The organism is Terrabacter sp. P5_B1, assembly GCF_056400505.1.
In genome coordinates this window covers 57,986-70,213 of the sequence record NZ_JBFULD010000001.1, presented here as the reverse complement: position 1 = coordinate 70,213, position 12,228 = coordinate 57,986, and the positions used below count along the sequence as shown (strand labels likewise).

General features: G+C 71.9%; 13 protein-coding genes and 1 pseudogene. 10 read left to right on the top strand and 4 right to left on the bottom strand.

Annotated elements, in window-relative coordinates; translation table 11 throughout:
* A pseudogene (locus tag AC1DP0_RS00270) lies at nt 1–312 on the bottom strand (2'-5' RNA ligase family protein); the annotation flags it as partial.
* A 40-nt stretch (nt 313–352) separates the two neighbouring features.
* On the opposite strand from AC1DP0_RS00270, the gene AC1DP0_RS00265 reads away from it, so the two are divergent.
* From AC1DP0_RS00265 to AC1DP0_RS00220, 10 genes are all read left to right on the top strand, one after another.
* Nucleotides 353–757: a PPOX class F420-dependent oxidoreductase gene (locus AC1DP0_RS00265; RefSeq protein ID WP_478081655.1), complete on the top strand. Its 405-nt coding sequence runs from the start codon at nt 353–355 to the stop codon at nt 755–757.
* Nucleotides 758–832: 75 nt separating this feature from the next.
* On the top strand, nt 833–1,696 hold the full coding sequence (locus tag AC1DP0_RS00260) for an oxygenase MpaB family protein (protein WP_478081653.1): 864 nt from the start codon (nt 833–835) through the stop codon (nt 1,694–1,696).
* 215 nt (nt 1,697–1,911) lie between these two features.
* Nucleotides 1,912–3,261, top strand: coding sequence for a hypothetical protein (locus AC1DP0_RS00255; protein WP_478081651.1), 1,350 nt, complete (start codon nt 1,912–1,914; stop codon nt 3,259–3,261).
* 82 nt (nt 3,262–3,343) lie between these two features.
* Complete coding sequence (locus AC1DP0_RS00250) at nt 3,344–3,874, top strand: glycine cleavage system transcriptional repressor (RefSeq protein WP_478081649.1); 531 nt, start codon at nt 3,344–3,346, stop codon at nt 3,872–3,874.
* 299 nt (nt 3,875–4,173) lie between these two features.
* Nucleotides 4,174–6,072, top strand: coding sequence for a glycoside hydrolase family 15 protein (locus AC1DP0_RS00245; RefSeq protein WP_478081647.1), 1,899 nt, complete (start codon nt 4,174–4,176; stop codon nt 6,070–6,072).
* Between the two features lie 133 nt (nt 6,073–6,205).
* Entirely contained in the window at nt 6,206–6,778 is a 573-nt protein-coding gene (locus AC1DP0_RS00240; RefSeq protein WP_478081645.1) for an RNA polymerase sigma factor, read from the top strand.
* Nucleotides 6,775–7,662: a hypothetical protein gene (locus AC1DP0_RS00235; protein WP_478081643.1), complete on the top strand. Its 888-nt coding sequence runs from the start codon at nt 6,775–6,777 to the stop codon at nt 7,660–7,662. Before AC1DP0_RS00240 ends, AC1DP0_RS00235 begins: the two co-directional genes overlap by 4 nt.
* The gene (locus AC1DP0_RS00230; protein ID WP_478081641.1) at nt 7,659–8,573 is read left to right on the top strand and encodes an ATP-binding cassette domain-containing protein; all 915 of its coding nucleotides are present in this window, start codon (nt 7,659–7,661) and stop codon (nt 8,571–8,573) included. The genes AC1DP0_RS00235 and AC1DP0_RS00230 overlap by 4 nt, the downstream gene beginning before the upstream one ends.
* Complete coding sequence (locus AC1DP0_RS00225; RefSeq protein WP_478081638.1) at nt 8,573–9,520, top strand: hypothetical protein; 948 nt, start codon at nt 8,573–8,575, stop codon at nt 9,518–9,520. Before AC1DP0_RS00230 ends, AC1DP0_RS00225 begins: the two co-directional genes overlap by 1 nt.
* Nucleotides 9,517–10,119, top strand: a complete 603-nt coding sequence (locus AC1DP0_RS00220) for a hypothetical protein (protein WP_478081636.1) — start codon at nt 9,517–9,519, stop codon at nt 10,117–10,119. Before AC1DP0_RS00225 ends, AC1DP0_RS00220 begins: the two co-directional genes overlap by 4 nt.
* A gap of 34 nt (nt 10,120–10,153) precedes the next feature.
* Here AC1DP0_RS00220 and AC1DP0_RS00215 read toward each other — a convergent pair whose 3' ends face one another.
* The 3 genes from AC1DP0_RS00215 to AC1DP0_RS00205 are packed head-to-tail and all read right to left on the bottom strand — an operon-like array spanning nt 10,154 to nt 12,213.
* Nucleotides 10,154–11,500 (bottom strand): hypothetical protein, encoded by a 1,347-nt coding sequence (locus tag AC1DP0_RS00215; RefSeq protein WP_478081634.1) that lies wholly within the window; start codon nt 11,498–11,500, stop codon nt 10,154–10,156.
* A 24-nt stretch (nt 11,501–11,524) separates the two neighbouring features.
* A complete protein-coding gene (locus AC1DP0_RS00210) occupies nt 11,525–11,956 on the bottom strand; it encodes a type II toxin-antitoxin system VapC family toxin (protein ID WP_478081632.1) in 432 nt (143 codons plus the stop codon).
* Nucleotides 11,953–12,213 (bottom strand): type II toxin-antitoxin system Phd/YefM family antitoxin, encoded by a 261-nt coding sequence (locus AC1DP0_RS00205; protein ID WP_478081630.1) that lies wholly within the window; start codon nt 12,211–12,213, stop codon nt 11,953–11,955. Before AC1DP0_RS00205 ends, AC1DP0_RS00210 begins: the two co-directional genes overlap by 4 nt.
* Between the last annotated feature and the right edge of the window lie 15 nt (nt 12,214–12,228).

Sequence of the window (12,228 nt, the reverse complement as noted above, 5' to 3'; positions counted from 1 at the left end):
GGCCAGGGCGGCCGTGGTCGAGCCGGCGAGCGCCGCCCGCCCGCGCGGGAAGACGACCGTGCCTTGCACGGCCACCTCGACCGGGCCGGCGTCGCAGGGTGCATCGACCAGCCCGTCGACCAGCTCGTCGACCGCGGAACGCACCGCTTCCTGCTCCCAGGCCAGCAGGACGGCATACGACAGGTGGGGCACGTGCTGGCCGTGGGTGTGCGTGAGCAGCGTCGGGATCCCCTTCGCCTCGAGCCGCTGCCAGAGGTTGCGGACGAGGCGGTCGGACGCGGGGTCGAGCAGCAGACAGAGCGCGAGCGCCATGGCTCATTGTGGACGCCGAGGCGCCGCCTACGCTGGGCCGGTGAGTTCCGTGCCGAGCGACCTCGACGTCGTCAACGCCCACCGCTACGTGTCGCTGACGACGTTCCGCCGCAACGGGGCACCCGTGTCGACGCCGGTGTGGATCGCCCGTGACGGCGGCGAGCTCGTCGTCGTCACCGTCGACCCGAGCGGCAAGCTCAAGCGCCTCGCGCACACCTCCCGCGTCGAGCTGCGGCCGTGCGACATCCGCGGCCGGGTGCCCGGGGGGACGACGACGTATGCCGGCACGGCCGTCGTCGACCGCACCCCCGAGGGCGTGGCCGCGGTCAAACGCGCCATCGGGCGCAAGTACGTCATGGCACGCCTCGGCGACGCGGTCGCCGCGGTCACGGACCGGGTGCGGCCGCGGACCCCACGAGCCGGCATACGCATCACGCTGGACTGAGCTCCGAAGCAGACCGTCGCAACGTTGGACAAGAGCGTTTCGTCGCGGCGCTGACCTGCGGTTATGTTGGCGAGCATGAGCCCCACCGCAGGCGCCCGGCTGGTCCAGCGCCAGCTCGGCCTGATGCTGCGCAGCAAGGTCGCCGGCGACGACGCCCCGGCCCGCGCGCAGCGCATCTGGGGCGCCGAGGGCGAGCGGTGGTTCACGCCGGAGGACCCGGTGTGGCGCGTCCACGCCGACGCCTCGATGTTCCCCGCGGGCATCACGTCGTTGCTGCTGCAGATGCTGCACCCGATGGCGATGGCCGGGGTCGCCGGCCACAGCGGCTACAAGAGCGACCCGTGGGGCCGGCTGCAGCGCACGAGCCACTACCTCGCGACGACGACCTTCGGCACGATCGAGCACGCCGAGGAGGCCATCGCGATGGTCCGCTCGATCCACGAGCGGGTGCGCGGCAAGGACCACCTCGGCCGGCCCTACCGCGCCAGCGACCCGCACCTGCTCCGGTGGGTGCACGTCGCGGAGATCGACTCGTTCCTGCGCGGCTACCAGACCTTCGGCGACGATCCGCTGACGGAGACGGAGGCCGATGTCTACGTCGCCCAGGCCGGGATCCCCGCCGCGCGACTCGGCGTCATCGACCCCCCCACCTCGGTCGCCGAGCTGCGCGCGGTCCTCGACGCCTACCGCCCCGAGCTCGAGGCGACGTCGGCCGCCCGTGAAGCGGCACGGTTCCTCCTGCTCGACCCGCCCCTGCCTCTCTTCGCCCGGCCCGGCTACGGCACCCTCGCCTCCGGCGGCGTGTCCCTGCTGCCCGGATGGGCGCGCGAGATGCTCGGCATCCCGCTACCCGGTGTCGTCTCGACCCTCGTGGCCCGCCCGCTCGGGCACCTCGGGACGGCGGCGGTGCGGTGGGGCATGGCCGGGCTGGCCAGCTGAGCGACCACCTCTGACGAGGCCGTGCCCGACGGGCACGCGGGGGCGTCGCGCCTGAAAGCCGGATGCCAAAGGCATGTGAATCTTCTGAGCGTCGTGCGTGCGTGCGCAGACCTCGCAAACTGCTGTCCGCGGATCATCCCTCCGATGAGGCTCGCAGGTCTACATTCCGGCCATCGGGGGCCAGATCCACAACCCATGGACGGAGCCAAGAACACATGACGATCCGCACCGTGACGACGGCGGCCCTTGCCGCCGGCGCCTTGGTCCTGGCGGCGGGCACTGCCGCCACCGCCAGCACGCACAGCACCACTTCCACCGGCTCGAGCGCCACCACGGCGACCGAGCCACAGCTCATCGACGACGCCGACCTCAAGGCCACGACGGTCACCATGGGCGGGGCGTCGGTCCTGCCCACGACGCGGACGATCCCGCACTGGTTCGGCCAGACGACCGACCCGTCGAACGGCGTCACCTACGGCTACAACATGGTCGGCGCCAACCCGCACTCGTGCTCCGGCACAGCGTGCGACGTGACGGTCCAGGTCGACATCACGCCGATCAAGGTGGTCATCGGGGGCGAGACCTTCGACGGCAACGACGTCCTGCCGGCCACCCTCGCGTCGCCGCAGTTCGCGAACAACGACTACGGGAGCACCCCGGCCGCCACGGCTGCCGGCGCGTTCCCCAACGCACCTGCGTTCGTCCGCGGTCCGGGGGGCGCCCTGTCACAGCTCGACGCCGGCGTGCCTCTGCAGCTGCAGGACGCGACCATGCGCGCCCAGTTCGCCAAGACGGGCGCGAGCAACTACCACCTGCGCCTGCACGCCAACGTGCTCGCGCCGGTGACCATCACGGTCCCGAGCAACCAGGGCCTCCTGATCCAGAGCGGCCGCGGCGTGCTCGGTGGCAACGTGGACGTGGGCTGGTGGTCCTCGAAGATCAACAACCTCGAGCAGAGCGCCGACCCGACCCACCTGCCGCTCTACCTGACGGACAACATCTTCCTGCACAGCGCGAACGACCCCGCCCAGTGCTGCATCATCGGCTACCACGGCACCAGGGCGGCCGGCAACGGCGGCGGCARCAGCAACGGCCAGGGCAACGCGAAGGTGCAGACCTTCGCCTGGGCGTCCTACGTGCGGCCCGGCTTCTACTCACGGCCGAACGGTGGCACCGACTGGGCGCTGCAGGACATCCACGCGATCAGTCACGAGATCGCCGAGTGGGCGGACGACCCGTTCGTCAACAACGGTGTGAACCCGTGGCTCACGCCGACGGCTCCGCAGTACGGCTGCACGAGCGTCCTCGAGACCGGTGACCCGGTCGTGGGCATCGGCTTCGCGAAGGGCAGCAACACCTACCTGCAGGGTCCGAACCCCAACGGCACGCAGAGCGCCGACGGCTTCTACCACCCGGAGGACGAGGCGCTGCTGCCGTGGTTCCTGCGGCTGCCGCCGAACGCGACCGGCTCCGAGCTGAACCAGTCGGGCCACGGTGGGCGCTACACCTTCATGGGCGACCTCAACCCGTTCCCCGGCTTCCGCCAGCCGGCCACGGGCTGCTGACGACCTGACACACTCCGCTCGGCGGCATACGGACTCTTCCGTATGCCGCCGAGTGCCGTTGCGGGGTCAGTAGGCTGCGAGCGTGCCCAGACTCGTGCTCACCGTCATCGGCGACGACCGCGCCGGCCTCGTCAGTGCTCTCGCGGACGTCGTCACCGCGCACGACGGCAACTGGGAGGACAGCCAGCTGGCCGAGCTGGCCGGCAAGTTCGCCGGCATCGTCGTCGTCGGCGTCCCTGCAGAGCGTGTCGAGGAGCTGACGGCGGCGCTGCACGAGCTCGAGGGGCTGCTCGAGGTGACGTCGCACCCGGGCGCCGAGTCGGCCACGGACGCGACCGTCGTGGCCGACGACGCCTCGGCCCAGCGCCTGACGGTGGACCTGCTCGGCAACGACAGCCCCGGCATCGTGCGCGAGGTGTCGTCGGTGCTGAGCCGGCACGAGCTGTCGATCGAGACGATGACGACGGGGACCCGCGAGGCCCCGATGGCCGGGGGCCTGCTCTTCGAGGCCCACGTCGTCGTCCGCGTGCCCGGCGGGTCGGACACGGCGGAGCTGCGCGCCGACCTGGAGCGGCTGGCCACCGAGCTGCTCGTCGACATCGCCGTCGCCTGACGCTCCTGTGCACTGGGTCGCCAGGTGACTCAGCCGGCCGACCGTCTCAGGACATGACGAAGGGGCCCGCCTCGCGATGCGAGCTCGGGCCCCAGGACGGTTCACGTACCGCAACGGGCCAACCGCCAAGTCTTCGTCGCCCGTGGACGACTCCGTCCAGTGAAGACCACGCCGCATGGCGAAATGTCGGGATTCGAAATACCTTGCGCAAACCTTGCGGCAATCTTGCGAAAGGCCGCGTGCTCGGGTCGGCACCTCTTCCCCTTGCGCGTCCCCGGGGCCTCGCGCACCCTGAGGTCATGGACGGATCCGTCGAGTCCCCGCAGCAGACCCCGCGCATCCCCCCCGCGGCGGCTGTGCCGATCGCGGACTACGGCTTCCTCTCCGACGGCGAGGTGACCGCGCTCGTCGCCCCCGGCGGTGACATCGACTGGATGTGCTTGCCGCGCATCGACTCCCCGAGCATCTTCGGAGCGTTGCTCGGGCGGCACTCCGGGCGTTTCCGGCTCGGGCCGTCCGACGTCAACGTCCCGACCGCGCGGCGCTACCTGCCGGGCACGATGGTGCTGGAGACGAGCTGGGGGACGCCGACGGGGTGGATCATCGTGCGCGACGTGCTGCTCATCGGGCCGTGGCACCACGAGGACGCCGTGTCGGTGAAGCACCACCGCACGCCGATGGACTACGACGCCCAGCACACGCTGCTGCGCACGATCCGCTGCGTGTCCGGCGAGGTGCAGACGATCATGGAGTGCGAGCCGGTCATGGACTACGGGCGCCGGCCGGCGACGTGGGACTACACCGACCGGGGCTACCACCAGGCCCGCGCGTCGGCGGAGGGCTCAGACGTGTGGGTGACCCTGACGACGGACCTGCGGCTCGGCTTCGAGGGCGGGCAGGCGAGCGCGCGGACGCTGCTCAAGGAGGGGGATGAGCGCTTCCTCGCCCTGACGTGGGGCGCGGTGCCGCCGCCCGAGACGAGTGAGGAGGCGCACGAGCGGCTCGAGTGGACGGCGCACCACTGGCAGCACTGGCTGGCCCGTGGCCGCTTCCCCGACCACCCGTGGCGCAGCTACCTGCAGCGAAGCGCCTTGACCCTCAAGGGTCTGACGTATGCGCCGACAGGTGCCATCGCTGCGGCCGCCACGACCTCGCTGCCGGAGACCGTGGGTGGCGCACGCAACTACGACTACCGCTACACGTGGATCCGCGACGCGACGTTCGCGCTGTGGGGCATGTACTCGCTCGGGTTCGACTGGGAGGCCGTCGACTTCTTCTCGTTCATCGCGGACGTCGCGGAGCGGGACGACGACCTGCAGATCATGTACGGCATCGGCGGCGAGCGTGACCTGCCCGAGTCCACGCTCGACCACCTGCCCGGGTATGCCGGGTCGCGCCCCGTGCGCGTCGGCAACGCCGCGCACTCGCAGGTGCAGCACGACGTCTGGGGCGCGCTGCTCGACTCGGTCTACCTCCACTCCAAGGTCGCCGACCACCTCGACGCCCGGATCTGGCCCATCCTCGGCAAGCAGGTCGAGGTGGCCCTCAAGCACTGGCGCGAGCCGGACGCCGGCATCTGGGAGGTGCGCGGCGAGCTCAAGCACTTCACCTCCTCGAAGATCATGTGCTGGGTCGCGGTCGACCGCGGCGCCCGGCTGGCCTCGATGATCGGGCAGGACTCCCAGGCCGCGGAGTGGCAGCTGGCCGCCGACGAGATCATGGCCGACATCCTCGAGCACGGCGTCGACGAGCGCGGGGTGCTGACGCAGTACTACGGGAGCTCGGCCCTGGACGCGTCGCTGCTGCTGGCACCGCTGGTGCGGTTCCTGCCGCGTGACCACCCGGTGATCCGGGCGACGGTGCTGGCCATCGCGGACGAGCTGACCGTCGACGGGCTGGTGCTCCGCTACCGCGTCGACGAGACCGACGACGGCTTCACCGGCGAGGAGGGCACCTTCACGATCTGCTCGTTCTGGCTCGTGTCGGCGCTGTGCGAGATCGGCGAGACGATGCGAGCGCGCGAGCTGTGCGCGAAGCTGCTGTCGTTCGCCGGGCCGCTCGAGCTCTACGCCGAGGAGATCGACCACCACACCGGTCGGCACCTCGGCAACTTCCCGCAGGCCTTCACYCACCTGGCCCTCATCAACGCCGTCATGCACGTCATCGCCACCGAGCCTACGCCGGACCAGGACATGTGAAAGGACAGGTGACGAGCCCGGTCGACGTGCTGGTCACCCGTCCCAGGGTCGCAGCGGACGGCATACGCCCTCGACGTGGCCTCACGTCGAGATCGAGGGAACCGTTGGGGCGCGGCAGGTCGACAGTAGAGGTATGGCAGCAGGCGTCGTCCCTGACGACCAGGCCCTCCTCGAGGCACTGGCCGACGGTGACCTCGGCGCCCTGAGCCAGCTCTACGATCGGCACGCGCCGTGGCTGTCGGTGCGGCTGACGCGGCGGTGCAACGATCGGGAGGTCGTGGCCGACGTGCTGCAGGACACCTTCGTCGCCGTGTGGCAGGGGGCCGCGCGCTACCAGGGCAGGGGCGAGGTCGGCGCCTGGATGTGGGGCATCGCGATCCGGCGCCTCGTCAGCCGGCTCCGCACCCGCAGGGATGTCGTGCTCATGGGCAACCCTGTGCTGATGGGGAGTTCGGCCCCGTCGGGCGTCCGGGCACTGGTCGTCGAGGACGAGCTGCTCCAGGGGGTGGAGTACGGCGACCTCGGTCACGCCATGGCGTCCCTCTCGCCCGAGATGCGTGCCGTCATCCAGGCCACCGTGCTCGACGGCCTCACCACGAGGGAGGCCGCACGCCTGCTCGGGATCCCCCAGGGCACGGTCAAGACGCGGGCCCACCGCGCCAAGGCGCACCTGCGCGCCAGCCTCATGGAAGGACGTCGATCATGAGCACGCACCACGTGTTGCCCGAGGACCTGCGGGCCTGGGTGACCGGCGAGGCCGACGGTCTCGTGTCGGCCTCGGTCGAGCAGCACGTCGTCCACTGCCCTGCGTGCCAGGCCGCCGTCGCCCACGAGCTGGGGTCGCCCACGGCTCCGCCTGCGTATGCCGTCGGGCCGCCTGCGGAGGCCGGCGCTCCCTCCGTCCACTCCCTCCCAGATCTCGCCCTCGTCTGGACGGCCGTCCGCGACGAGATCGAGCTGCCGCGCCCGTCGGCCCTCGAGCGGCTCCTCGCCCGTCTGGGCCTGCCCCCCGGGGACGCGATGCTGGTGGCCTCGGCGCCTGCCCTGCGTGGCTCGTGGATCTGCGCCGTGGCGCTCGCCGTCGCCTTCGCCGTGGGTGGTGCGATGGCTGCACACACGGGCAACGTCACCCTGTTCCTCACCGTCGCCCCGATCGTTCCGGTGCTCGCCGTCGCGACGGCCTTCGGCCCCGAGGGCGGTCCGGCGCTCGAGCAGGAGAGCGCGGCGCCCTACCCCCTCGTGCGGCTCGTGCTCCTGCGCACCGGTGCGGTGCTCCTAGCCGCGCTACCCGTCGTGCTCGTCGGGCAGCTCGTCCTGCCCGAGCTGGCGGCGTGGGTGTGGCTCCTGCCGGCCCTGGGTTTCACCGCGGCGGTGCTGGGGCTGTCGACGTGGTTCGGCCCGTGGCGGCCGGCCACCGCGATCACCGCGTTCTGGGTCGTCGGCACCGCTGCCGCCAGCCGGCTCGACACCGTCTGGGCGGTCTTCGCCCCCCGCTACGTCGTCCTCTACCTCCTCATGCTCGTCCTCGGGCCGCTCGTCCTCGTGCTGCGAGCGCGGCGTCTCGGCACCATCGGAAGGATCTCGCCATGACTTCGACCACGGTCTCGCTCCGCGGCGTCACCAAGCGCTACCGCTCCCTCGCCGCCCTCGACGGCGTCGACCTCGACCTCGGCTCGGGCATCACCGGCCTCCTCGGTCCCAACGGGGCCGGCAAGACGACGATGCTCCGCGTCATGGCCACGGTGCTGGCACCGGACGACGGTCGGGTCCGGCTGCTCGGACGCGACCCCGGTGAGCCGCAGGCCCGCACCGAGGTGCGGCGCCGGTTGGGCTACCAGCCGCAGGAGCTCGGCTTCCCGCGCGGCTTCTCGACGATGGCCTTCGTCAACTACATGGCCGTCCTCAAGGAGTGGGCCGACCGTGAACTGCGCACGACGGAGGTGCGGCGCGTGCTGGACCTCGTCGGTCTCGGCGACGTCGCGACGAAGCGGATCAGCCGCCTGTCCGGCGGCCAGCGCCGGCGGGTCGCGCTCGCCCAGGCCCTGCTAGGCACGCCCGAGCTGCTCGTGCTCGACGAGCCGACGACCGGGCTGGACCCGGAGCAGCGGGCCTCGCTGCGGGGCGTGCTCGCCGACATCGCCGCAACGTCGACCATGGTGATCTCGACACACCAGACCGAGGACGTCGCTGCGCTGTGCAGCCGGGTCGTCGTGCTCGACGCCGGGCGGGTCCACTTCGACGGGACGGTGCCCGGGCTCGTGTCGCTCGCGACCGGCAAGGTCTGGATGGCTGCCGAGCCTGACGCCGCGGCCCACGCCTCCTGGCGCACGGCAACCGGCCGCTACCGCAACGTCGGGGAGCACGTGCCGCCGGGCGCCGAGCTCGTCGAGCCCAGCCTCGAGGACGCCTACCTGCTGCTCCGGGGCGCCGTGGGCCTCGCTGTCCAGGATTCAGCGAGCACGCGGTCCGATGGCACCACGACTTCGGCGGAGGTGGCGTGATGGCCAGCACCTCGCAGGATGCCCTGACCGTGACGACCGTCGCCCCGCGTGACGGCTCCCACAGCCGGTTCCGCGCGCTCGCCCGCCTCGAGTCGCTGCGCCTCGCCCTGCACCCGGCGCTCCTCGTCGGCACCGCCCTCGGGATCGTCTTCACGGGGACGGCGCTGAACGACCAGTCGGGCCAGGTGACCGGTGACGCCCTGGGGTTGCCCGTCGTTGCCGCCACGGTGGGGATCGGCGCGATGCTGGCGGCCTTCCACCTCACGCGGTCCTTCCACCGGGCCGACGAGCTCGTCGAAGTCGCCCCCACCCCCGTGACGACGCGAACGGCCGCCCTCTGCCTGACCGCGATTGTGCCGGCGCTCCTCGCCTCGCTCTGGCTGGTGCTCTACTACGGCTTCACGCCGTCCTCGATGGATGCGCCGGAGTGGATGTACGGCGTCTTCTCGCACGCCGACATCGCTGCCGTGCTCGTCGGCCAGTCGGTCGTCGCGGCGGTGGGCGGCACCCTGCTCGGCATCGCGGCCGGCCGGTGGTGGGGCTTCCGGGGCGCCTCTGCCGCGCTCGTGGTGGCGGTGGTGGTGTGGACCATCGGCCTCCTCGGCGTGTTCAGCAGCGGCGACACCGCTCCGGCCGCCTGGACCCGCTGGGTCCGCCTCTTTGCCCCGGTCGGCTACTTCAGCTCCGCGTCGGCGGACGGCAGCTCCGTCATGAGCCTCACCGGATCCCCGGCGTGGTACGTCGCCTGGCTCGTGACGCTGTGCGCCCTGGCCGCAGTGGCCGCACTGCTGTGGCGAGCGGAGGGCAAGACCCGACGCCAGGTCGTCCGAGCCGGCGCCGTCGTGCTCGCCCTGTCCCTGCTCACCTACGGCCTCGCCGTGAGCGGTGGCCCGAGCCAACCGGTCCGCACCTTCCCCGACGGCCACAGCGTCGTGGTGACGAAGTGAACCTGTCGCGAGCGCTCGGCGCGACCACGGGAGTCCCCTGGCGGCCCGTCGCGCTGCTGACCGCCGGTGGGGTCGGCCTGCTCCTCCTCGGCGCGGCCTGGGGCGGCAGCTCAGTCGCGGGCACGGCTGTGACCGTGGGCGTTCCGCTCCTCGCGGCAGCGGCGGCATACGTGCTCGACGAGGCGGCCGACGAGGCGGTGGCGGCTGCCCCGACCTCGCTTCGAGCCCGCAGCGTGACCCGGCTCGTCGTGGCGACTGTGATCGTCGGGCTGGGTGCGCTGGCGCTCGGGGTGGTCGCGCTGCGCAGCGGGACCGGCGCCCAGGCGGGCTTCACGGTCCAGCTGGTCGGTCTCACGCTCGTGGCCGTGGCGGCCTCCGCCGCGGCGCGGCGTCGGGTCGCCGAGCCGGGCGACGCGGTCGGGGGCGCGCTGCTCGCACTGGTACTGACGCTCGCCCTCTCCCACCCCCTGGACCGTTGGGTGAGCCTGTTCCCGCCTGAGCCCGACCTGCGCTGGGGTGTGTCCCTCGCGCTCTGGGCGACGGTGGCCGTCGCCGGCCTCGCTGGGCTGTGGGTCGCCACCCGAGACCCACTGGACTGACGTTTGCCGTCCAGAGCCGGACGCGCGGAACAGGTCAGCCGTGCTGCTCCTCGAGGTAGCTGAACAGGACGGTGGCGAACTCCCGGCCGAGGTCGGTGAGGCGGTACGTCTCGCCGTCGAGCTCCCAGATGCCGGTGTCGGCGAAGAAGTGCAGGGACAGGTCGAGATCCCGATCCGAGAACGTCTGTGCGTGCTTCGCGTAGTCGCCGTCCGCGAACTCACGGCGCCACACGTTGCCCGGGTGGTCCTCCCACTGCTCCCGCACCTGGCTCCGGGTGATGGAGCCCATCAGCGCGCAGCCACCGAGCACCGCGAGCACCGGCACGGGTGACCGGTCGTAGGCCGACTCCACGATCCGCCAGAGCGCCAGGGTGAGTGACGCACTGAGTCCGATCCACGCGTAGTCGTCCTGTGGCCGCACCGCCGAGGAACGCGCCACGGTGGCGAAGGTCTCGACGAGACCCGCCTCCTGCGAGGCGAACCAGAGCCGCTCGAGCGGCAGGGCGTCACCGGCGCTTCGCCACGGGAACTGCCGAACCCGCTCGACCGGGACACCGGGGCGCTGGACGACGACCTCCTCCTGCCAGCGCCAGAGCTCCAGCTCCGCGTAGGCGCGCTTGGCCTCGGCCAGGCGGAGCACCCCGGCCGCCGTCACCTGCTTGCGGTCGCCGACCCAGTCGGCCAGCCTGAGGCACGCCTGCACGAACGGCGCCTCACGGGCCTGGGCGGCCGCCCGCACGAGGTCACCGCGCTCGAGGAAGCCGCTGAGGTCGATGTCGTCGTCGTCGCCGTCGCCGCCGCGGTCGCGGTCGCGGTCGCCCAAGGCGTGGGCCAGCGGGCTGGGAGGGGAGCTGTCCGCGCTGTCACCAGGGAACGGCATACGTGCTCGGCGCTCTTCCAGCGGAAGGGAGTTCCAGGCTTCGGTGACCTGGCTCAGCGTCGCCTGGAGCTCCTCCATGCTGCGGGCATCGTCCACCGGGAAGCCGGCCTCGCGTCCGAAGGCGAGGAGGGACTTCGACGGCCCGTAGTTCCGGGAGTCGGCACAGGCGGCGGCCATCTTGGGGGCTGCTCGGTGGGCCTCTCGGGCCAGAGCCCTCGGGTCACCGGAGCCGGAGGCCATCCGGCCGGTGCCGCGGAGGAACCGCACGAACGTGTCGAGCGAGTCGGCGAGCGCATCGACGTCCGGAGGGCCGTCACCGTGCGCGGGCCAGCGGTGCAGCATGAGGTCCTCGACGCTGCCGGACGGCCACAGGTTCGGGGGCAGGTCGTCGTGCTGGAAGCGGAGCTCGAGCGCGGTCTCGAGCAGCTCGGTGTCGCAGACCCGGTGGCGCTGCTGGGCCCAGTTCGAGGCGTGGCGCAGGAGTAGCTCGTGCTCGGACACCCGCCGATCCTGCCACCTGTTCGGCTACGGCGCGCCATGGATGTCACACGTCGCGAGGTCCGACTCTTGCCATGCTGCGAGCAAGACCTTGTCGCCCGACGCCGCCAATCCGTCCTCTGCCAGCACGGTGATGGCGGTCGCGGCATGGACGGCGTCGTAGCCGCGCAGACCATGGGTCATGGCCAGGTCGGCTGCGTGCCGCGAGAGCCGGTCGTCGACGGCCACGAGGTGCATCTGCGCCGTGAGCTCGGCGAGGGCATCGATCAGGAAGCTCTGTTGATCCCGCGTGATGCGCCCGGAATGGTGCGCTCGCCACAGGGCCGAGGCCGTCTCCGGCCGCRGGGCGACTGAGGAGACGACGTCATCGGCGGCGTCCCAGAGACGGCGGCAGAGCTCGGAGGTGGGTTCGGCAACGAGCAGTGGCACGAAGGCCGACGTGTCGAGGTAGAGGATCACTGGCTCTGGTCGTCAACGAGGTCGCTGATCCCGCCCTCGACCACAAGGGGGCTGGCGGCCGGGCGCTTGGGACGGGCCGGCGTCGCGAGTCCCGCGTCGATGAGGCTCTCGAGGCTGGTGCGACCAGAGAGCGGCCGGAGCTCCGCCACGGGCCTGCCACGGTCGGTGATCACCACCGTCTCCCCGCCTCGGGCACGGTCGACGTACTCGCTCAGTCGACTCTTCAGTTCACGGATCCCGACTTGCTGACAGCTCACGGTGACCACCTCATA